This is a genomic window from Streptomyces sp. NPDC054794 (genome assembly GCF_053611585.1).
Window position 1 is genome coordinate 115,737 of the sequence record NZ_JBSHAQ010000018.1, and the last position, 20,581, is coordinate 136,317.

At 71.1% G+C, this 20,581-nt stretch carries 22 protein-coding genes and 1 pseudogene; 7 read left to right on the forward strand and 16 right to left on the reverse strand.

The genetic code is table 11. The features are described from left to right. Positions 1-145: 145 nt before the first annotated feature. From ACWGKT_RS20805 to ACWGKT_RS20855, 11 genes are all read right to left on the reverse strand, one after another. Positions 146-1,480 (reverse strand): sulfate adenylyltransferase subunit 1, encoded by a 1,335-nt coding sequence (locus ACWGKT_RS20805; RefSeq protein WP_453274851.1) that lies wholly within the window; start codon positions 1,478-1,480, stop codon positions 146-148. Positions 1,481-1,482: 2 nt separating this feature from the next. Beyond that, on the reverse strand, positions 1,483-2,418 hold the full coding sequence (cysD, locus tag ACWGKT_RS20810) for a sulfate adenylyltransferase subunit CysD (protein WP_453274852.1): 936 nt from the start codon (positions 2,416-2,418) through the stop codon (positions 1,483-1,485). Further along, the gene (gene cysC / locus ACWGKT_RS20815) at positions 2,415-2,975 is read right to left on the reverse strand and encodes an adenylyl-sulfate kinase (RefSeq protein ID WP_356152673.1); all 561 of its coding nucleotides are present in this window, start codon (positions 2,973-2,975) and stop codon (positions 2,415-2,417) included. Before cysC ends, cysD begins: the two co-directional genes overlap by 4 nt. A 2-nt stretch (positions 2,976-2,977) precedes the next feature. Continuing rightward, positions 2,978-3,688 carry a phosphoadenylyl-sulfate reductase gene (locus ACWGKT_RS20820; RefSeq protein WP_356152674.1) on the reverse strand — a complete coding sequence of 237 codons (711 nt, stop codon included), beginning with the start codon at positions 3,686-3,688 and terminating at the stop codon, positions 2,978-2,980. Further along, complete coding sequence (locus ACWGKT_RS20825) at positions 3,685-3,867, reverse strand: hypothetical protein (RefSeq protein WP_235458291.1); 183 nt, start codon at positions 3,865-3,867, stop codon at positions 3,685-3,687. The genes ACWGKT_RS20820 and ACWGKT_RS20825 overlap by 4 nt, the downstream gene beginning before the upstream one ends. After that, positions 3,864-5,561: a nitrite/sulfite reductase gene (locus ACWGKT_RS20830; RefSeq protein ID WP_356152676.1), complete on the reverse strand. Its 1,698-nt coding sequence runs from the start codon at positions 5,559-5,561 to the stop codon at positions 3,864-3,866. Before ACWGKT_RS20830 ends, ACWGKT_RS20825 begins: the two co-directional genes overlap by 4 nt. 126 nt (positions 5,562-5,687) lie before the next feature. After that, entirely contained in the window at positions 5,688-5,771 is an 84-nt protein-coding gene (locus ACWGKT_RS20835; protein WP_310739661.1) for a putative leader peptide, read from the reverse strand. A 148-nt stretch (positions 5,772-5,919) separates the two neighbouring features. Further along, on the reverse strand, positions 5,920-6,492 hold the full coding sequence (locus tag ACWGKT_RS20840; protein WP_453274853.1) for a GNAT family N-acetyltransferase: 573 nt from the start codon (positions 6,490-6,492) through the stop codon (positions 5,920-5,922). Between the two features lie 17 nt (positions 6,493-6,509). After that, positions 6,510-7,859, reverse strand: a complete 1,350-nt coding sequence (locus tag ACWGKT_RS20845; RefSeq protein WP_453274854.1) for a hypothetical protein — start codon at positions 7,857-7,859, stop codon at positions 6,510-6,512. Between the two features lie 166 nt (positions 7,860-8,025). Further along, positions 8,026-9,294 (reverse strand): GAF domain-containing protein, encoded by a 1,269-nt coding sequence (locus tag ACWGKT_RS20850; protein WP_453274855.1) that lies wholly within the window; start codon positions 9,292-9,294, stop codon positions 8,026-8,028. Positions 9,295-9,599: 305 nt separating this feature from the next. Further along, complete coding sequence (locus ACWGKT_RS20855) at positions 9,600-11,237, reverse strand: acyl-CoA dehydrogenase family protein (protein WP_453274856.1); 1,638 nt, start codon at positions 11,235-11,237, stop codon at positions 9,600-9,602. Positions 11,238-11,323: 86 nt separating this feature from the next. On the opposite strand from ACWGKT_RS20855, the gene ACWGKT_RS20860 reads away from it, so the two are divergent. After that, a complete protein-coding gene (locus ACWGKT_RS20860) occupies positions 11,324-12,502 on the forward strand; it encodes a YihY/virulence factor BrkB family protein (protein ID WP_453274857.1) in 1,179 nt (392 codons plus the stop codon). Between the two features lie 42 nt (positions 12,503-12,544). Here ACWGKT_RS20860 and ACWGKT_RS20865 read toward each other — a convergent pair whose 3' ends face one another. After that, positions 12,545-13,381 (reverse strand): NmrA family NAD(P)-binding protein, encoded by an 837-nt coding sequence (locus ACWGKT_RS20865; protein WP_356152688.1) that lies wholly within the window; start codon positions 13,379-13,381, stop codon positions 12,545-12,547. Positions 13,382-13,463: 82 nt separating this feature from the next. Here ACWGKT_RS20865 and ACWGKT_RS20870 point away from each other — a divergent pair, with 82 nt between their 5' ends. The 3 genes from ACWGKT_RS20870 to ACWGKT_RS20880 all read left to right on the forward strand — a co-directional run bounded on the left by ACWGKT_RS20870 (position 13,464) and on the right by ACWGKT_RS20880 (position 16,615). After that, positions 13,464-14,402 carry an AraC family transcriptional regulator gene (locus ACWGKT_RS20870; RefSeq protein ID WP_356152690.1) on the forward strand — a complete coding sequence of 313 codons (939 nt, stop codon included), beginning with the start codon at positions 13,464-13,466 and terminating at the stop codon, positions 14,400-14,402. Positions 14,403-14,412: 10 nt separating this feature from the next. Further along, the gene (locus ACWGKT_RS20875) at positions 14,413-15,117 is read left to right on the forward strand and encodes a helix-turn-helix transcriptional regulator (RefSeq protein WP_356152692.1); all 705 of its coding nucleotides are present in this window, start codon (positions 14,413-14,415) and stop codon (positions 15,115-15,117) included. A gap of 112 nt (positions 15,118-15,229) precedes the next feature. Continuing rightward, on the forward strand, positions 15,230-16,615 hold the full coding sequence (locus ACWGKT_RS20880; RefSeq protein WP_453274858.1) for an FAD-binding oxidoreductase: 1,386 nt from the start codon (positions 15,230-15,232) through the stop codon (positions 16,613-16,615). Between the two features lie 15 nt (positions 16,616-16,630). Here ACWGKT_RS20880 and ACWGKT_RS20885 read toward each other — a convergent pair whose 3' ends face one another. Beyond that, a complete protein-coding gene (locus ACWGKT_RS20885; RefSeq protein ID WP_453274859.1) occupies positions 16,631-17,023 on the reverse strand; it encodes a VOC family protein in 393 nt (130 codons plus the stop codon). A gap of 218 nt (positions 17,024-17,241) precedes the next feature. Between ACWGKT_RS20885 and ACWGKT_RS20890 the strand changes: the two genes are divergently transcribed. Beyond that, positions 17,242-17,997 carry a polymorphic toxin-type HINT domain-containing protein gene (locus tag ACWGKT_RS20890; RefSeq protein WP_453274893.1) on the forward strand — a complete coding sequence of 252 codons (756 nt, stop codon included), beginning with the start codon at positions 17,242-17,244 and terminating at the stop codon, positions 17,995-17,997. A gap of 5 nt (positions 17,998-18,002) precedes the next feature. After that, positions 18,003-18,293 carry a barstar family protein gene (locus ACWGKT_RS20895; RefSeq protein WP_453274860.1) on the forward strand — a complete coding sequence of 97 codons (291 nt, stop codon included), beginning with the start codon at positions 18,003-18,005 and terminating at the stop codon, positions 18,291-18,293. Between the two features lie 71 nt (positions 18,294-18,364). Here the strand turns inward: ACWGKT_RS20895 and ACWGKT_RS20900 are convergent, their stop codons facing one another. Continuing rightward, the gene (locus ACWGKT_RS20900; protein WP_453274861.1) at positions 18,365-18,997 is read right to left on the reverse strand and encodes a VOC family protein; all 633 of its coding nucleotides are present in this window, start codon (positions 18,995-18,997) and stop codon (positions 18,365-18,367) included. A gap of 76 nt (positions 18,998-19,073) precedes the next feature. Here ACWGKT_RS20900 and ACWGKT_RS20905 point away from each other — a divergent pair, with 76 nt between their 5' ends. Continuing rightward, positions 19,074-19,631, forward strand: a complete 558-nt coding sequence (locus ACWGKT_RS20905; RefSeq protein WP_453274862.1) for a membrane lipoprotein — start codon at positions 19,074-19,076, stop codon at positions 19,629-19,631. On the opposite strand, the gene ACWGKT_RS20910 is transcribed toward ACWGKT_RS20905, so the two are convergent. Further along, positions 19,628-19,810, reverse strand: coding sequence for a DUF397 domain-containing protein (locus ACWGKT_RS20910; protein WP_453274863.1), 183 nt, complete (start codon positions 19,808-19,810; stop codon positions 19,628-19,630). The two genes, ACWGKT_RS20905 and ACWGKT_RS20910, sit on opposite strands and share 4 nt — an antisense overlap. Next, positions 19,807-20,556 (reverse strand): annotated as a pseudogene (locus ACWGKT_RS20915) (Scr1 family TA system antitoxin-like transcriptional regulator). Before ACWGKT_RS20915 ends, ACWGKT_RS20910 begins: the two are co-directional and overlap by 4 nt. Positions 20,557-20,581 lie beyond the last annotated feature (25 nt).

The window sequence follows — 20,581 nt, forward strand, 5'->3', positions numbered from 1 at the left end:
GCGGTGGGGGGCGAGGGCGCGCGGGCAGTGCGCGTACGTCACCGCACACATCGCGCGACTCCGCCCTGCCCGCTGCCGAGGGCGCCGCTGCCGACACGGCCGCCCTCCTTCGCGAACGACGAGAAGAAATCCGTCGCCTTCATGGTCAGAAGTCCCAACCGTCGTCTTCGGTCTCGTCCTTGACCGGCTCGGGGGCGGCGAACGACTCGCCGACCATGCCCGCCGTGAGCGTGGTGCCGTCGCTCGGGTCGATCAGGATGAAGGAACCCGTGCGGCGCGAGTCCGCGTAGGAGTCCACCGGCAGCGGTTCGGCCGTACGGATCTTCACCCGGCCGATGTCGTTGGCGACGAGCTGTCCCGGGTGCGGGTGCAGGGACAGGTCGTCGAGCGTGAGCCGGGACGGGATGTCCTTGACGATCGCCTTGACCGTGCGGGTGCCGTGCTTGAGCAGCACCCGGTGGCCGACGGTGAGCGGCTGGTCGGCGACGTGGCAGACCGTGGCCTCGACGTCCTGGGTGGTGGGCGGGGCGTCCTTGGCGGGCACGATCAGGTCGCCGCGCGAGACGTCGATGTCGTCCGCCAGCAGGACGGTCACCGACTGCGTCGTCCAGGCCACGTCGACCGGCTCGCCCAGCAGGTCGATACCGGCGATCGTCGTCGTCCGGCCGGACGGCAGGATCGTCACCCGCTCGCCGACGCGGAACGTTCCGGCGGCGATCTGGCCCGCGTAGCCCCGGTAGTCCGGGTGCTCGGCGGTCTGCGGCCGGATCACGTACTGCACGGGAAGCCGGGCGTGGCAGTGCGCGAGGTCGTGGCTGACCGGGACGGTCTCCAGGTGCTCCAGCACCGTCGGGCCGCCGTACCAGTCCATGACGGCCGAGGGTTCCACGACGTTGTCACCGGCGAGCGCCGAGATCGGGATCGCGGTGACCTCCGGGACGCCCAGCTCGGTCGCGTACGCCGTGAACTCCTCGGCGATGGCGGCGAACACGGACTCCTCGTAGCCGACCAGGTCCATCTTGTTGACGGCGAGGACCACGTGCGGGACGCGCAGCAGGGCGGCGATGGCCGCGTGCCGCCGGGTCTGCTCGACGACGCCGTTGCGGGCGTCGACGAGGACCACGGTGAGCTCGGCGGTGGAGGCGCCGGTGACCATGTTGCGGGTGTACTGCACGTGGCCCGGGGTGTCGGCGAGGATGAACCGGCGCCGGGGCGTGGCGAAGTAGCGGTAGGCCACGTCGATGGTGATGCCCTGCTCGCGCTCGGCGCGCAGGCCGTCCGTGAGGAGCGCCAGGTCGGGGCCGTCCTGGCCGCGGCTCGCCGAGGCCCGCTCCACGGCCTCCAGCTGGTCGGCGAGGACCGACTTGGAGTCGTGCAGCAGCCGGCCGACGAGGGTGGACTTGCCGTCGTCGACGGAGCCCGCGGTGGCGAACCGCAGCAGGGTGGTGGCCGAGAGTTCCTCGGTCGTGGTGGTGCTCATGGTTAGAAGTACCCCTCGCGCTTGCGGTCTTCCATCGCGGCCTCGGAGAGCTTGTCGTCGGCGCGGGTGGCGCCGCGCTCGGTCAGCCGGGACGCGGCGATCTCGGCGATGACCTGGTCCAGCGTCACCGCGTCCGAGTCCACGGCGCCGGTGCAGGACATGTCGCCGACGGTGCGGTAGCGCACCTGGCGCTTCTCGACGGTCTCGTCGTCCTTCGGGCCGCCCCACTCGCCGGCGGTCAGCCACATGCCGGCGCGCCGGAACACCTCGCGCTCGTGCGCGAAGTAGATCTGCGGCAGCTCGATGCCCTCGCGGTCGATGTACTGCCAGACGTCCAGCTCGGTCCAGTTGGACAGCGGGAAGACGCGGACGTGCTCGCCGGGCGCGTGCCGCCCGTTGTAGAGGTTCCACAGCTCGGGGCGCTGCCGACGCGGATCCCACTGGGAGAACTCGTCGCGCAGGGAGAACACCCGCTCCTTCGCCCGCGCCTTCTCCTCGTCCCGGCGCCCGCCGCCGAAGACGGCGTCGAACTTCTCGCTCTGGATCTTCTCGGTGAGCGGAAGCGTCTGTAGCGGGTTGCGGGTTCCGTCGGCACGCTCCTTGAGCACACCCCGGTCGATGTAGTCCTGCACGGAGGCCACGTGCAGGCGCAGCCCGTACGTCTCCACCGTGCGGTCCCGGTACTCCAGCACCTCGGGGAAGTTGTGGCCGGTGTCCACGTGCAGCAGCGAGAACGGCACGGTCGCCGGGGCGAAGGCCTTCAGCGCGAGGTGCAGCATGACGATGGAGTCCTTGCCGCCGGAGAACAGGATCACCGGCCGCTCGAACTCACCCGCCACCTCGCGGAAGATGTGCACCGCCTCGGACTCCAGCGCGTCCAGGTGGCTGAGGGCGTACGGGCTGTCCGTGCCCCCTTCGAGTTTCACGGCGGCGGTCATGCCAGTCCCCTTTCGCTGAGCAGGGCGTGCACCGACGCCGCGGACTCCCGCACCGTCTGGTTCTGCGACTCGATCCGCAGGTCGGGCGTCTCGGGTGCCTCGTACGGGTCGTCGACCCCGGTGAGGCCCGTGAGCTCACCCGCGGCCTGCTTGGCGTACAGACCCTTCACGTCGCGCTCGGAGCACACCTCGACCGGGGTCGCCACGTGTACCTCCAGGTACGCCGTGCCGCCCTCCTCGTGGCGCTTGCGGACCGCCTCGCGGCTGTCCGCGTAGGGCGCGATGACCGGTACCAGGGCCTTGACGCCGTTGCGGGCCAGCAGTTCGGCGAGGAAGCCGATGCGCTGCACGTTGGTGTGCCGGTCCTCCCGGCTGAAGCCGAGGCCCGCCGAGATGAACTCGCGGATCTCGTCGCCGTCGAGCACCTCGACGAGGTGGCCCTCCGTGCGCAGCCGGCCGGCCAGCTCGTACGCGATGGTGGTCTTGCCGGCGCTCGGCAGACCCGTGAGCCAGACGGTGGCTCCGGTCGTCACGTCGTTCTCCTGTGTGTCGGTCATCGTCAGCCGTGCAGCCCGCACTCGGTCTTGGCGCGTCCGGCCCAGCGGCCGGCGCGCGCGTCCTCGCCCGCCAGGACGCGGCGGGTGCAGGGGGCGCAGCCGACGGAGGCGTAGCCGTCCATCAGCAGCGGATTGGTCAGGACGCCGTGCTCGGCCACGTACCTGTCCACGTCGTCCTGGGTCCAGCGGGCGATCGGCGAGATCTTGACCTTCCGGCGCTTCTCGTCCCAGCCGACGACGGGTGTGTGGGCCCGGGTCGGGGACTCGTCGCGGCGCAGACCGGTCGCCCAGGCCCGGTAGTCCTTCAGGCCCTCCTCCAGCGGCTGGACCTTGCGCAGCTTGCAGCACAGGTCCGGGTCGCGGTCGTGCAGCTTCGGGCCGTACTCCGCGTCCTGCTCGGCCACCGACTGCCGCGGGGTGAGCGTGATGACGTTGACGTCCATCACCGCCTCGACCGCGTCACGGGTGCCGATGGTCTCCGGGAAGTGGTAGCCGGTGTCGAGGAAGACGACGTCCACGCCCTTCATCGCCCGGGAGGCCAGGTGGGCGACCACCGCGTCCTCCATGGAGGAGGTCACGCAGAAGCTCCGGCCGAACGTGTCGGCCGCCCACTGCAGGATCTCCAGCGCGGAGGCGTCCTCCAGCTCGCGTCCCGCCCGCTCGGCGAGCGCCTTCAACTCGTCGTCCGTACGCTGTTGCTGAGCCGTGGTCATATCCGCTCGTCCCCTCCGTCGTCGGCTCGCTCAAGACCCCGGGCCAGCAGGCCGAGGAACTTCAGCTGGAAGGCCCGGTTGCACGCCGCGCATTCCCAGGCGCCGTGGCCCTGTTCACTCGGTCGCAGGTCCTCGTCACCGCAATAGGGGCAGTAGAAGGGAGCGGCCCGCTCACTCACGACAACGCCTCCTCTGAAGCCCGTGTGACCCAGGTGGCGAACCGTTCGCCGGTCTCGCGCTCCTTCTGGAACCGCTTGAGCACGCGCTCGACGTAGTCGGGCAGCTCCTCCGACGTCACCTTCAGGCCGCGGACCTTGCGGCCGAACCCGGCCTCCAGGCCGAGAGCGCCGCCCAGGTGCACCTGGAAACCCTCGACCTGCCGGCCCTGGTCGTCGAGGACCAGCTGCCCCTTGAGACCGATGTCCGCCACCTGGATACGGGCACAGGCGTTCGGGCAGCCGTTGAGGTTGATGGTGATCGGCTCGTCGAAGTCCGGGATACGGCGCTCCAGCTCGTCGATCAGCGAGATGCCGCGCGCCTTCGTCTCGACGATGGCGAGCTTGCAGTACTCGATGCCGGTGCAGGCCATCGTGCCGCGCCGGAACGGGGACGGGTGCACCGTGAGGTCCAGCGCCTGCAACCCCTCGACCAGGGAGTCGACCTGGTCCTCCGCCACGTCCAGCACGATCATCTTCTGCTCGACGGTGGTGCTCACCCGGCCGGAGCCGTGCGCCTCGGCGAGGTCGGCGATCTTGGCGAGCGTCGTGCCGTCGACCCGTCCGACGCGCGGCGCGAAGCCGACGTAGAACCGCCCGTCCTGCTGCCGGTGCACGCCGACGTGGTCGCGCCAGCGCTCCACGGGCTGCGCGGGCGCCGGTCCGTCCACCAGCTTGCGCTGGAGGTACTCGTCCTCCAGGACCTGCCGGAACTTCTCCGCGCCCCAGTCGGCGACCAGGAACTTCAGGCGGGCGCGGGTGCGCAGCCGCCGGTAGCCGTAGTCCCGGAAGATCGAGATGACGCCCTCGTAGACGTCCGGGACCTCGTCCAGCGGCACCCAGGCGCCCAGCCGGACACCGATCTTGGGGTTGGTGGACAGACCGCCGCCGACCCACAGGTCGAAGCCGGGCCCGTGCTCGGGGTGGACGACGCCGACGAACGCCACGTCGTTGATCTCGTGCGCCACGTCGAGCAGCGGCGAGCCGGAGACCGCGGACTTGAACTTGCGCGGCAGGTTGGAGAAGTCCTTGTTGCCGATGATCCGGCGGTGGATCTCGTCGATGGCCGGCGTGCCGTCGATGATCTCGTCGGCGGCGATACCCGCGACCGGCGAACCGAGGATCACGCGGGGCGTGTCACCGCAGGCCTCGGTGGTGGACAGCCCGACGGCTTCGAGGCGTTCCCAGATGGTGGGCACGTCCTCGATGCGGATCCAGTGGTACTGCACGTTCTGCCGGTCGGTGATGTCGGCGGTGTCGCGCGCGAACTCCTGCGACACCTCGCCGATGACGCGCAGCTGCTGGGTGGTCAGCCGTCCGCCGTCGATCCGCACCCGCAGCATGAAGTACTCGTCGTCCAGCTCCTCCGGCTCCAGGATCGCCGTCTTGCCGCCGTCGATCCCGGGCCGGCGCTGGGTGTAGAGCCCCCACCAGCGCATACGCCCGCGCAGATCGTTCGGGTCGATCGAGTCGAAGCCGCGCTTGGAGTAGATCGTCTCAATGCGTGTCCGCACATTGAGACCGTCGTCGTCCTTCTTGAACTGTTCGTTGCCGTTGAGCGGGGTGAAGTGACCCGCGGCCCACTGACCCTCGCCGCGGTGACGGCTCACCTTGCGGCGGGGCGCGGGCGCGGCAGGGTTCTGCGGGGTGGCGGCCATGGTTCTACGTCCTTCGGGACAGGCGGAAAGCGGCTCTGACCTGCGCATATGGGCGCATGCGGGCATACGCGCGCGTCGTTGCGCAGGGGAGGGGGAAGCAGAAGATGTCGGCGTTCGCCGGTGCGGTCAGCTCGCCGGACAGATGGCGCTGGACATGCGGCCGAGGTCGACGTGCCGCCGACTCACCAAGGCAATTCCAGTTCCAGGCATGACGGAAGCGTGTCATGGCAATCTGGACACAGTCCAGCTTCGTCCGTCATGTGGACACCCTTGTCCCACAATGCGGAACAAGGGTGGCGTCGATCACATAGCTGGTACGAGGTCTTGTCGATGCAGGTCAGGAACGGTATGCGGCGGTTCAGGCGGGGTACGCGCCGGGCCAGGGACCCGGGGTCTGCTTCTCCTGCTCCGGCTCGACCAAGGTGGCGAACAGCTTGAAGCCCCGCCGCTGGTAGTTGTCCATCGCGAACTCGCCGTCCTTGCTGCACGTGTGGAGCCACACCCGCTTGGTGGGGACCCGCTGCGGCCAGCGCTCCGCCAGATCCCAGGCGCGGGCCGTGCCGTACGCGAGCAGGTGGCCGCCGATGCGCCGGCCCCGGAAGGCCGGAACGAGGCCGAAGTAGGCGATCTCCACGACACCGTCGTCCTGCGGGTCGAGCTCCACGTACCCGGCCGGCGTGCCGCGGTCGTAGGCCACCCAGGTCTCCACGCCCGGCCGCTCCAGCTGCTCCCGCCACCGGGCGTAGGTCCAGCCGAGCCGGTCGGTCCACAGGATGTCGCCGCCGACCGAGGCGTACAGGAACCGGCTGAACTCGGGGGAGGGGACCTCGGCGCGGACGATCCGGACGTCACCGTCGGGAGCGCTGGCGGCGAGGAGGTCGGCCGGGGACGTCTGCTCCAGGGACCAGGTGGTGACGCTGATGGTGCTCATGCGGGTCAGGGAATCATCTAACCCAGCGAACTGTCGATCGAGCCCAGCGGGACGGAGAAGAGCATCCGGCCCGACAGCGACCACACCTCGCCCCTCTCCTGCCCGTAGGAGAGGGATCCGGGCTCCTGGGCCCAGCACAGGTGTGTCGCGTCCGCGCCGCAGCGTGTGGCCCGCGCGCCGTCCGTGTCCTGGCGCCACAGGCCGCCGTGGCCGGACCGGGAGTCGGGGACGCGCCCGAGGTAGAAGGCGGGCCGCGCGGACCCGGTCCGGTGGTAGGCCAGCACGCCCCGGATCCCGGCTGCCCGGGTCCGGTACGCCTCGACCGCCTTCACCCGCCCCGCCGCGTCGGTGTCGAGCAGGCCCGCGCGGGACGGGTCCACGCTGAAGGCATAGCGCCACAGACGGGCGCGGTGGTCGCTGTCGGCGGGGGTCCACTCGCTCGCGACCAGGCCGGCCGTCGCCGGGCCGCGGTCGAGGGAGAGCGTGCCCGGGCACGGGGCGTCCGTGTCGTCGGACCCGCACGGGCCGGTCGTGAACCGGTAGCTGCCCACCGCGGGCATCACGTACCCGTATCCGTCGGCCGACCAGCCGCCGGGCACCCTGCCGATCGCCGGGGCCGCCACGGTCGTGCGCTGGATGCGGTTCAGGTCGTAGACGTAGAGGGCCTCGGCCGTCCCCCGGCCGGCCGTGACCAGGAGCTTGTCCTGGTACCGGACCATTCCGGAGACGGGGGAGACGAGGCCGCGGTAGTCGCGGCCGTCGGCCGTGGGGACGGCGAGCAGCACCCAGCGGTAGGCGAGGCGCGCGGGGTCGGTGGCGTCCACGAAGGCGACCCGGGCCAGTCCGCGCTCCGTGCTCGATCCGGCCGTGGCGCTGTGGGTCCAGCCGGCCAGGATCACCCCGTGCGATTCCCGGGTGCCGGTGTGGGCGGCGTCACCGGAGGCGGTCACCGACGCCGGCCGCCAGTCGGGCGTGGCGGTGTCGGCGGGGTCCCAGCAGTAGGCGCGGGTGGCCGCCGGGGCGACGGGCAGCGTCGCCCGCTCGGCGGAGGTGCAGTCGGCCGCATCGAGCAGGGCGCGGTCGGCGCTCCTGAGGACGGCGTCGACGCCGACCGGGCGGCCCATCGCCGTGGCCAGGCGGTCGAGCGTGCGCCGCGGAACCAGGTGTTCCCGCAGGCGCAGCGGTGCGGTGTCGGAGGGGGAGGTGAGCGGCTTCAGGGCGCCCGGGTCGTCGGCGACCGTGGCCTGTGAAGCGGTGATCATGGTGGCGGCCGCGGTGAGCGCGAGCGCGGTTCCCGCCAGGAAGCCCCGTAGGGCCCGGCCCCGTTTGCGTCGACGGTGTCTTCCGCGTTTGCCGCGTTGCTTCATGCTTCCTCCCGAGGCGGGCCAACTGCGCCTGGTGGTCCGTACGTTGACCGAGGAGCAGGTGGGGTGACCCGTAGAGCGATGCTACGGCAGTCGGGCCCGCCGGAAGGTGAAGACCGCGCAATTATGCGGAAGATGCTCCCCGGATGCACCGAATCGGTCACCCTGTTCAGGGGTGGCGCACCGCCGGGGACGTGGAGTGCGGCAGCAGGTCACGGGGGTCGTCGGGCAGCAGCACCTCGACGTCGACGTCCTCGCAGAAACGATACGGCCGATGGTCCAGGACCGCCCCGAGATACCGCCGTATGCGGGACATCTCGGCACGGACCGTCACCGTGCGGGACGCGTCCGCGAACATGTCCTCGGCCAGGCCCGACGCGCTGCGGCCGGACCGGCGCACGGCCAGCAGGTAGAGCAACTCGGCGTGCCGGGGGCTGAGTTCGCGGCACCAGGAGCCCGCGGAGCCGTAGACCGTCACCGACCAGTGGCGCGGCTGGGCCAGGTCCAGGACGACCCGGGTCGCGGCCGGCGGCACCGGCTCGTCCACCGGGCGCACCAGCCAGCCCCCGGCCAGCGGCTCCAGTTGGCACAGGCCGAGCGTCGGCAGCCACCGGCGGCCCGCCGCCGGGGACTTGGGCAGCCCGACGCGCCGGACGTACGCCAGCCCCGTGACCGCGGCGGTCCAGCCGTCCCGGTCCACCACCAGGGCCCGCCCGTCGATCCGGGCCAGCACCGGCGCCCCCACCGCGCGCAGCCGCTCCAGCGCCTCCTGGTGCATCTCCCGCAACCGCGCCTCGGCGAGCCCGGCCACCGAGGCGACCCAGGCGAGCGTGGCCGGATGCATCGTCTCCAGCGGTCCGCTGACGTCGACGACGCCGATCAGGCTGCCGTCCCTGGGGTCGGTGATGGGGGCGCCGGTGCAGGTCCAGGAGGCGTAGGAGCGTACGAAGTGCTCGGCGGCGAACACCTGGACGGGCCGGCGCGCCACAACGGGGGTGCCCACGCCGTTGGTGCCGACGACGTCCTCCCGCCAGTCCGCGCCCGGTTCGAAGCCGATCCCGTCCGCCTTGCGCAGCACCGGCGCGGAGCCCTCGCGCCACAGCACCCGGCCGTCCGCGTCCGCGATCACCATGATGTGCTGGGTGACGTCGGCGACCGAAAGCAGGCCTTCGCGCAGCACCGGCAGGACATGCCGCAGGGGCGATTCCTCCCGTCTGCGCCGGACTTCGTCGGGACTGAGCAGCCCCGTCCGGAAGTCGTGGTCCGGGTCGACGCCGCCGCGCAGCATCCGGCCCCAGGACTGCTCGATCACCGGGCGCGGCGCGATCCGCGCCGGCTCTCCGGCGAGCGTGGCCTCGCGCAGCTCGCTGAGCAGCCGTGCCGCCTGTGCCGCGTCGACGGCGGCGAGTCGTGCCACGTTCAGCGGCGGGTTCGCCACAGGAATCCTCCTGGAACGGACATATGAACACTCGTCTGTCAAGCGGTCCGGGCGGCGGTTTCCGGTCCGACTCCAGTTCTCATACTGCCGTTTGCTCGCGGAGGAGGGAGGCACTCCGCGCATATATGCCAGCAAGTTGCAACCCCTTGCAACCCTGGTGGACGGGCGGAGGGTGTCTGAAACTTGAGCAGCGCCGCCTCGAGCGGCGTTCGTGGCCTCGAACGGGCCAGGAAGCGGGGGTGGTGCCGTGTCGGCGCAGCACCACCCCCGCGACGCCCGCCTCCGGCCCCGGCGCTGCTCGGCGGTCAGGGCAGCGGCCGGGCCCGAGCCACGATCGAGGCCAGGTCCAGGGTGTCCGGCAGCGTGCCGAAGGCCGCGCCCCGGTCGCCGCCCAGCCGGGACGCGCAGAACGTGTCGGCGACCTCCGGTGGCGCGTACCGCACCAGCAGCGACCCCTGGAGCACCAGCGCCATCCGCTCGACGAGCCGCCGCGCACGGCCCTCGACCCGCTCCAGGTCGCCGAGTTCGGTCAGCAGGTTCTTGACCGCCGTGTCGAGCCGGTGGTCGGCGCCCCGCGCCCGGCCGACCTCCACCAAAAAGGCGTCGAGCGCCTGCGGCTCGCGCCGCAGCGCCCGCAGCACGTCCAGCGCCTGGACGTTCCCGGCGCCCTCCCAGACGGAGTTGAGCGGCGACTCGCGCACCAGGCGCGGCATCCCCGACTCCTCGACGTAGCCGTTGCCGCCCAGGCACTCGGCCGCCTCCACCGTCACCGGCGTACAGCGCTTGGTCACCCAGTACTTGGCGGCCGGCACCGCGAGCCGCAGCAGTACCCGCTCCTGCTCGCCGTCGTCGTCGTAGGCGGCCGCCAGCCGCAGCGCGAGCGCGGTCGCCGCCTCCGACTCCAGCGCGAGGTCGGCCAGGACGTTGCGCATCAGCGGCTTGTCGACCAGCTTGCCGCCGAACGCCTCGCGGTGGGCGCAGTGGTGCACCGCCTGGGCCACCGCCTGCCGCATCAGCCCCGCCGAGCCGAGCACGCAGTCGAGCCGGGTCGCGGCGACCATCTCGATGATGGTCCGCACCCCGCGCCCCTCCTCGCCGACCCGGCGCGCCCAGGTCCCGTCGAACTCGACCTCGCCGGAGGCGTTCGACCGGTTGCCCAGCTTGTCCTTCAGCCGCTGGATCATGAACGTGTTCCGGGTGCCGTCGGCCAGGATCCGGGGGACGAGAAAGCAGGTCAGCCCGCCGGGTGCCTGGGCCAGCACCAGGAAGCCGTCGGACATCGGCGCCGAGCAGAACCACTTGTGTCCGGTCAGCTCGTACGTCCCGTCCTCGGCGAGCGGCCGCGCGGCGGTCGTGTTCGCCCGTACGTCGCTGCCGCCCTGCTTCTCGGTCATCCCCATCCCGAAGACCGCGCCGGCCTTGAGGTGGGCGGGCCGCAACTCGCGCTCGTAGATGGTGGAGGTCAGCCGCGGTTCCCACGCGGCGGCCAGCTCCGGGTCGGTGCGCAGCGCCGGCACCGCCGCGTGGGTCATCGACAGCGGGCAGCCGTTGCCGGCCTCGACCTGCGTCCAGACGAGAAACCCGGCCGCCCGCCGCACGTGCCCGGCCGGGCGCACCCAGGCGGTGGTCAGCCCCGCCGCGACGCCCTTGCCGAGCAGCCGGTGCCAGGACGGATGGAACTCGACCTCGTCGATCCGCCGGCCGTAGCGGTCGTGCGTGCGCAGCCGGGGCGGGTTCTCGTTGGCCTGCACACCCCACTCCTGCACCTGCGCGGAGCCCGCGGACCGGCCGAGCGCGGACAACTCGTCGAGCACCTCGTCGAGCAGAGCGGGGTCGGTGTGGCGTTCGACCGCCTCCACCAGGGCCCGGTCGGCACCGAAGACGTCGTATCCGACCAGCGGTGGCGGCTGGTTCGTCACGGTGTGGGTGGTGATGCGTGCCATGTCTGCGAACCTACCCGGGGCGGCGGCGGTGGTCACCAGACTGCCACGAGGTGAGTGCGGTGCGGCGCGGCGGATACCTTTAGGTCGTGCAGCCAGCAAGTGAATCCTCTGAGCGGCCCGAGGGTCGCCTCCACCGGGCCAGAGCCCTGTACCGGAACGTCTCCAAGCGCAGGACCGTCTGGCTGCTGCTGAAGGACACCGTCGACTCGTGCATGGAGTACCGCATCCTCGGTCTCGCCGCCGAGGCCGCGTTCTTCACCCTGCTGTCGGTGCCGCCCCTGCTGCTCAGCCTCATCGGGCTGCTCGGCTACGTCGACGACTGGACCGGCGCCGACACCATCCAGAGTCTGGAGAGCAACCTCCTGGAGGCCTCGCGGACCGTGCTGTCCGACCGGGGCGTGAAGGAGATCGCCGAGCCCATCCTGCACGACGTGATGCGGGGCGGCCGGCCCGACGTCATCTCCATCGGCTTCCTGTTCGCCCTGTGGTCGGGTTCCCGCGCGGTGAACGTCTTCATCGACACGATCACCGTGATGTACGGCCTCGACGGCGTCCGGGGCATCGTCAGGACCCGGGTGATGTCCTTCCTGCTGTTCATCGTGGCGCTGCTGATCGGCTCGGTCGCGCTGCCGCTGATGGTCGCGGGGCCGGACGCGGTGGTGCGGATCGTGCCCTGGTCGGAGACGGTGGTGCAGGTCCTGTACTGGCCCGTGGTGATCGTCCTGTCGATCGTGTTCCTGACGACGCTGTACCACGTGTCCGTACCCGTGCGCTCCCCGTGGATCGAGGACGTGCCCGGAGCCCTGGTGGCCCTCGCCATGTGGGTGCTCGGCAGCTTCCTGCTCCGCATCTACCTGACGAACACCATCGAGGGCGCGACGATCTACGGCTCCCTGGCGGCCGCCGTGGCCGTGCTCCTGTGGATCGGTGTGTCCGCCTTCGCGGTCCTCGTCGGCGCGGCGGTCAACGCCGCCATCGACCGGGTCTGGCCGGCCGCCGCCACGGCCGCGGCCCGCGCCGCCAACGAGCGGCTGCGCGAGGCCCAGGTCGTCGAGTACGTCGCCCGTGCCGCCGCCGCCCGCGAGGCCGACCCCGACGACCCCGACATGCCGTCAGAGTTCCCGGAACGCTGGTCCCGCTTCCTGCCCCCGGAGGACGTCACGGCCCGGCTGCGCGCCCATGTGAAGAGCACGCACCACCACACCCACAAGCCCGGCGGGGGCACGGCTCAGACCAACGGGAAGACGACGCACCCCGACCAGTGACCTCGGCGCCTCACCGGCCCGCCGGGGTGGTCCTTTTCGCCCTCAGGGCTTCCACGTTCCGGCCGCCGCGGCCTCCCGGGCGAAGTCCGTGAAGTCGCGCGGCGCGCGGCCCAGCACCTGCTGCACGCCGTCCGAGAGGTAGGCGTTCCGTCCGTCGAGCAGCGACTCGAACACGTCGACCAGGAACTCGACCTCCTCGGCCGGCAGCCCGAAACCGGCCAGGATCTCGCCGTACTCGCGCGCGGGAACCGGCCGGTACGTCAGCTCGCGCCCCGCCGCCGCCCCGATCTCCGCGACCGCCTCCCCGAAGGTCAGCAGCCGGGCCCCCGAGACCGCCACGGACCGTCCGATGTACCGCTCGCTCGCGGCGAGCACCCCCACCACCACGTCCGCGATGTCCCGCACGTCGACGAACGGCTCGCGCACCTCCCCGGCCGGGAACACCAGTTCCCCGGTCTCCCGCAGCCCCTCCACCAGCGGTCCCTCGCTGAAGTTCTGCATGAACCAGGACGCCTGGACGACCGTCCAGTCGGCGTTGGACTCCCGCAGCGCCTCCTCGGTCGGCCGCGCCGACTCCTCGCCCCGCGCCGACAGCAGCACCAGCCGCCGTACCCCGAGGGACACCGCCTCATGGGCGAGCAGCCCCACCGCCCGGGCCGCGTCCAGCGACCCCACATCCGACGGGTGCACCAGATACGCCGCGTCGGCCCCGCGCAACGTGTCCGCCCAGGTCGACCGGTCCGTCCAGTCGAAGCCGTGCGCCCGCGTGGCCGGCCGCACGGTCAGCCCCGCGGCCTGCGCGGACTCCGCCACCCGACGCCCGGTACGACCCGAGGCGCCCGTCACCACCACCGTCATCTTCCGCCTGTCCTGTGTCATGCCATCGAGTCAACCTCCGCGGGTTCTCACCGGCCATCGCTGAACGGCTCATTCCCATACGCGCGCGTCTACGCTGACCCCCATGGACCCCCTCGCAGGCCTCTTGGAAGGCCCACGCGCGCGTGGCGCCTTCATGATCCGGGCGTGCTTCGACCCGCCGTGGTCCGTCCGTGTGGAGGACCACGCCCCGCTGACGGTCATGCTCATGGTGCGCGGGGACGCCTGGATCACGCCGGACGGCGGCGGTGAGCGGATCCGGCTGCGGGCCGGCGACCTGGCCATCGCGCGCGGCCCCGACCCGTACACCTGTGCCGACGCCCCGGACACCGCCCCGCAGGCGCTGATCCTGCCGGGCGGTGAGTGCAACTACCCCGACGGGACCTCCCTGCGGGGCTCCATGGACCTGGGCGTGCGCACCTGGGGCGACCGCCTGGACGGCTCGACGGTCATGCTGATCGGCACGTACCTGATGCAGGGCGAGATCAGCGGCCGGCTGCTGGACGCGCTGCCGCCGCTGCTGTCCCTCACCGCGGACGAGTGGCCCTGCCCGTTCACCCCGCTCCTCATGGAGGAGATCGTGCGCGACGAGCCGGGGCAGGAGGTCGTCCTCGACCGGCTCCTCGACCTGCTGGTGATCGCCGCCCTGCGGGCCTGGTTCTCCCGGCCTCAGGCCGAGACCCCGGCCTGGTACCGGGCGCTGGCCGACCCCGTCGTCGGCCGTGTGCTGCGCCTGCTCCAGGACGACCCGGCGCACCCCTGGACGGTGGCGTCCCTCGCCGCGAAGGCCGGGGTGTCGCGCGCCGCGCTCGCCCGCCGCTTCACGGATCTGGTGGGCGAGCCGCCGATGTCGTACCTCACGGGCTGGCGGCTCGCGCTCGCCGCCGACCGGCTGCGCGACTCCGAGGACACCATCGCCGCCATCGCCCGCCAGGTCGGCTACGGCAGCGCGTTCGCCCTGTCCGGCGCCTTCAAGCGGGTGTACGGCGTGAGCCCTCAGGAGCACCGGACGCGCGCGGCGTAGCCTGGCGTACGTGTACGAGGAGCGGGCGTCCCGGCTGACCGGCGCCGTGGTGTGGTGGCGCACCCTGGAGGATCCGGTCGTGCGGCCCGTCCTGCCGGACGGTTGCATGGACCTGTTGTGGAGCGAGGGGCGGCTGCTGGTGGCCGGCCCCGACACCCGTGCGTACGTCCCCGGGGGCCCGCCCGCGCGCTGGGCGGGCGTCCGTTTCCGGCCCGGCGCCGCGCCCGCCCACCTCGGCGTCCCGGCGCACGAACTGCGCGACCGGCGCGTGGAGTTGGCCGATCTGTGGCCCGCCGGTGCGGTACGACGCCTGCGCGCCCGGCTGGAGGCGGCGCCGGACCCGGCGGCGGCGCTGGAGGAGATCGCGCTGGAGCGGGCGGCGGAGGTCGATCCGCCCGAGGCGTACCTGGGCCGGCTCGTCGCGGCCCTGGAGGCGGGCCGCCCGGTGGCCGCCGTCGCCGACGAACTGGGCCTCGGCGCCCGCCAGTTGCACCGGCGCTGCCTGACCGCCTTCGGCTACGGCCCCAAGACCCTGGCCCGGATCCTGCGGATGCGCAGGGCTCTCGCGCTGGCCCGGGCCGGGGTGCCCTTCGCGGAGACGGCGGCGCGCGCCGGCTATGCCGATCAGGCGCATCTCTCACGTGACGTACGGGAGTTGGCGGGCATGACGCCGAGCGGCTACCTGGCGATCGGCAACGCGTCGACCCCGGCTTGAGGTCGACTCCGGCTTGAGAAGGCTTCCAGAGCGGACGGCCAGACTCTGCACACCGCCCGGCCCCGCGGCCGGACGGCCCGAAGCCTGTCGCCCGACCGGAGAGTTGATCCCCATGTCACTGGCCTCTGTCCAGCACACCGCCGACGGCCTGGAGTCGCTGCGCTCCGGCGTGACGGGCTCCGTGTTCGCGCCGGGCGACCCCGAACTGCCGTACGAGATCGCGGGGTTCAACCCGGCCGTGGTGCACCGGCCGCTCGCCGTGGTGGCCGTCACCGGTTCGCGGGACGTGCAGAACGCGGTGCAGTGGGCGGCCGAGCGCGGTGTCCCGATCGACGTCCGGTCCACGGGGCACGGTGCCGGCGCCTCCGAGGGATCGCTGATCATCAGCACCCGGCGCATGCACCGGGTCACGGTCGACGCGCAGCGGCGCGTGGCACGCGTGGAGGCCGGAGCCCGCTGGCGCGAGGTGGTCGACGCCGCCGCCGCGCACGGCCTCGCGCCGCTGTGCGGCTCGTCCTCCGGGGTCGGCGTCGTCGGCTACACGCTCGGCGGCGGGGTCGGACTGCTCGGCCGTGAGTACGGCTTCGCCGCCGACCACGTGCTCGCGATAGGCCTGGTGACCCCCGACGGCCGGCTGCGGCACATCACGGCGGACAGCGAGCCGGAGCTGTTCTGGGCCGCGCGCGGCGGACAGGGCAACTTCGGCGTGGTCACCGCCCTCGACATACGGCTCTTCCCGGTGAAGACCCTGTACGCGGGCGGGCTCTTCTTCCCCTCCTCGGCGGCCTCCCGGGTGCTGCACGCCTACCGCACCTGGGCGCCCACCCTCCCCGAGCCCGCGAGCAGCTCCGTCGCCCTGCAGCTGCGGCTGCCGCCGCTGGAGGCGGTGCCGGCGCACCTGCGCGGACAGTCCCTGCTCCACCTGCGGTTCTCGCACCACGGCCCGGCGCGGGAGGGGGAGGCGCTGCTGGCGCCGATGCGGGCGGTCGCGGAGCCGATCATGGGACAGGTGGGGGAGATCCCGTTCCAGGCCGTGGACACGGTGCACCAGGACTCGAAGGACCCCATCCCGAGCTGGCACCAAGGGGCCCAGCTGCACTCCCTCGACGCCGACACGGTGGACACCCTGCTCGACGCCGCCGCACCGGAGGCGGACCTGCCGCCCCTCATCGTGGAACTTCGGCAGCTCGGCGGCGCGCTGGCGCGTCCCGCGGCCCCGCCCAACGCGGTGGCGGGCCGCGACGGCGCGTACTCCGTGCACGTGGTCGGACCGATGTTCCCCGGCCTGGAGAAGACCGTTCCGGCGCTGGGCACGGGCGTCCTGAACGCCCTGAAGCCCTGGACCACCGGCACCGCGCTGCTCACCTTCCTCGGCGAGACCACGCCGGAGGAACTGGCGGCCAACTGGACTCCGGCCGCCTGTGCGCGCCTGCGCGAGGTCAAGCGCACCGTCGACCCACGCAATCTCTTCCGCTTCGGCCACGCCCTGGGCGTGTGACGAGCGCCGGGCGGCCTACGGAAGCGGCGCGAACAGGTCGACGCCGTTGCCGTCGGGGTCGTGCACGGTGGCGTACCGCTGCCCCCAGAAGGCGTCCCACGGCTTGAGTTCCCCGTGGTACCCGGCGCCCACCAGGTCCTCGTAGACGGCGTCCACCTCGGCGGGCGAGTCGCACCGGAAGGCGAGCGCCACCCGGCCCCCACCGGCGGGCGCCCGCCACCCGGCATGGAACGAACGAACGGTCTCCTCGGTGTCCAGAGCGAGCACCAGCCCACCGGGCAACTCGGCCTCGACATGCGGCTGTTCCTCGGCCCCCTCGGGAAACACGAGCCCCAGACGACGGTAGAAGGCAAGCGAGGCGGCCAGGTCGGAGGCCACCACACCGATCACGGCGAATCGTGGAGTCATGGCCCCACGGTAGGCCTCCGGCCGGGGCGCGGTCTTGAACGAATCGGACGTGAGCGCCCGCGGCCGAGCCGGATCCGGCTGAAGGTAGGGGGCTTGCCGAAGCGTGGGGTAGTAGGGTTGGCCTCGAATCCCCTAAGCCGGGCCGAATTGGCATCAGCGGTTGCTCGTGCTTCCTCGCTGGAACCGAAGTTCTGCTGGCCGACCACACCGCCAAGGCAATTGAGGAGATCAACGTCGGTGACGAGGTCCTCGCCACCGATCCCAAATCCGGTAAGACGGTACCCCGCAAGATTGTTCGTCGTATCGTCACCGAGGGTGACAAGCATTTCGCTGATCTGTCCATCGGCGCGAAGCACGGAACCGAGAAGCTCACCGCGACGTACGAACACCCCTTCTGGTCTCCGTCCGAAGCAAAGTGGATCAAAGCTGGCGAGCTCAATCCCGGCATGACCCTCCGTACCGACACCGGCGCCACTGTCGTCATCGTCGGTAACCGCACCTACACCCGGCACGCGCGCACTTACAACCTCACCGTCGACATCGTCCACACGTACTTTGTGCTTGCAGGAGCCACTCCGGTCCTCGTGCACAATGCGTCGTGCAGCACCCCGCTCAGCGTCATACTTGCCACTGCGGAGGCAGCCAATCCACTGATCGAAAGTCTTCGGGCGACGGGTAAGCTGCCCGGCAACTATGTGACGAAGGCCCAAGCCAAGGCTGCCGGTTGGGAGCCTGGGAAGGCTCTGGCGAACAAGGTTCCCGGCGGCCAGATCGGTGGTGACGTATTCAACGACGATCTGAAGATGCTGCCCGCCGCCACAGGGCGTACGTGGTTTGAGGCGGACGTGGCGATCGACAGCTCGATGAAACGTTCGAAGCAGCCGGGAACTCGACTGGTCTATTCGAATGATGGGCTCACGTATGTGACCAGTGATCACTATGCGAGCTTCTATCAGCTGCCCAACTGGAAGTGAAAAGCATGAGGGTAGAAATCGATGGTGCAGAAATTCGATCCGAGGCAGATCTCCATGAGCTCTTGTCGCGTGCTCTGGATTTCGGCCCCTACTATGGGGCGAACCTGAGCGCCTTGTGGGATCGGCTGTCAACGGACGTCGAGCGACCGGTCGAAATCGTATGGACCAACTCGGAGCTCAGTAAGGCGGCCATGGGTGGGGCGGAGTTCGAGCGCATTCGCGACGTACTCCTTCGCGTCCAACTGCAGGATGAATCATTCGGATTGGCCGAACGATTTTCGGTGAACTTCGAATAGTGGGTACGGGCCCCGTCTGATTCCATGAATCCGGCGGGGCTTCCCATTGGCCCGACAGTGACCAGGGGGACTCAGCGGAAGGTCACATGTCCTTTCGGTGTCTCCACGGTGAAGGTGAAGCCGACCGGGCCCTCGCTGAGGTGGAGTTCGGTGTTCAGGGCCGTCAGCAGGGTGCGGATCTCGTCCGTGTCGGGGGCCGTGGCCGAGACTTCCCGCAGAGGAGTGGTGGGGAGGCCCGAAGTGGTCGGGTGGGGTGAGGCGCCCCAGTCGATGAGGAACGGCACCAGGCCGGACGGGTGGGCCGTGTCGCTGTCGGTCAGGCGCCATTCCAGAAGGGTGCCGTCGGGTCTGCGGCGGTTCATCGGGTGCGGTGTGCCGGGGTCGTAGCCCTGGGCCCGCGCGGCCGCCACCGCCGCGTCCAGGTCCGGCGGGCTGATCGCCCACGTCACCGTGCGTGCTTCGGTGAGCCCGTCGACGCCGAACGAGTGCGCGCCCTCCGGCAGCGACTGTTCCGGGTCCGGGCCGATGATCTCCAGGTAGCTGCTGCCGCCCAGCGACACCAGGTAGTTGCGAGTGCCGAGGTCCGGGTGGGCACCGCCGACGACCGGTGTCACACCGGTCCGTCCGGCGAACTCGGCGACCGTGGATGCCAGATCGGGGGTCGCCAGCACGAGGTGGTCCAGTAGCGGGGGGATGGCATTCATTCCGGCCGAGGCTAAGGGCGCCCGTGTCCCCGTTCAAGAGACATGTCCATCAAGTGACATACGGCAGGATGAACACATGATCCGTACCGCGAGAGTTCTGCCGGTGTTACTTCTCCTCCCCGCCCTGCTCGCCGTCGGCTGCGGCACCAAGAAGGCCGACGTCAGAGCCGAGGGGGGTGCCTCCGCCTCCCCCGACACGGCCCAACTCGACTCCCGTGTACGTGCTTTGGGCGTCGCGCCCGAGCTCGTCTACGTCACCGACGCGTCCGGATTCGTGCCCGCCCAGCAGTCCGTCGGTGTGAACGGCGACGACGGCTGGTCCGTCTCCTACTGGTCGAAGGACGGCGGCATCCTCCACCTCTACGTCGACAGCGGCACCGCGACCGCCGCCGGCTGCCCTAAGCAGGAGGAGTGCGTGGCACCCGCGAAAGGCCAACTGGTCCACATCAGCGGGGAGAAGGTCTCCCGCGCGGTCCTGCGCGAGGCGGCTCACGCCGTCCATCGCCCCTCTGCCAAGGAACTCGCCGAGCTCCTCCCCAGCCCCGCCCCGACCCCCACCGAGCCGATCCGCCGGGGCGACCTTCCCTCGAACGGAGACGGGGCTCCTGACAACAGCGTGGGGGAGGGTGGCTAATCCCGGGACAGCTCCAGGAAGGCGGTCCAGGCGGTGGGGGAGACTGTGAGGTGGGGGGTGGAGGGGGTCTTGGAGTCGCGTATGTGGATGGTGGTCGGCCGGCGGGCGACTTCGACGCAGGCTCCGCCTTCCTCGCTGCTGTAGCTCGACTTGAACCACTCAAGTGCGGTGCTGCTCATCGCTCTCCCAGAAGACGGTCCAGCAGGTTCTTCGTGTCCTCGGCGGTGAGGGCCTGTGTCCGCAGCATCGCATACTTCTGGTTGAGGATCGCCACCTCGTCTGGATCCGCGATCAGTTGACTGCCGCGCTGGTTCTCCGTGTAGGCGAGCCGCTGGTGTTCGGGGGTTTCGAGGAGGATGAGCGGGCCAGCGAGCCCGGCGTGAGAGGTGCGGCCGAGCGGCAGGATCTGCAGCGTCAGGCCGGGCAGGTCGGCGGACTCCCGCAGATGCCGTAGCTGTGCGACGTACACCTCGTCCCCGCCCGGACGGTCTCGTAGTGCCGCTTCCCAGATCACGAAGCTCGGCATCGGTGGAGCTTTGCGGTGCAGGATCTCGTGGCGATCGATACGTGCCCCCACAAGCTGCTCGATCTCGTCCTCGTCGTAGACCGGGACCTTGTTGCGGAAAACGGCCCGTGCGTACGCCTCCGTCTGTAACAGGCCAGGCACCAGCAGGCTCTCGTACCACGAGATCACGATCGCCTCCCGCTCCCGATCCAAATACTCCTCCGGCCAGGTCCGGTTTCAGTGGGCGTCTGCCCTGTTCGATCGACCCTGTTCGATCGACGCGATCTGCTGCTCGCCGACGACGAACCGCTCGCCCAGCGTCCTCTGTGTGTATCCGGCGGCCTCGCGGTGGAGGGCGAGCAGCGCGCCCACCATCTTCATCGCCGAGGCGTTCCTCCGTGACCGTCGAGTCGTGCCCATGAGACCAAACTCCCCAACCGCGCGC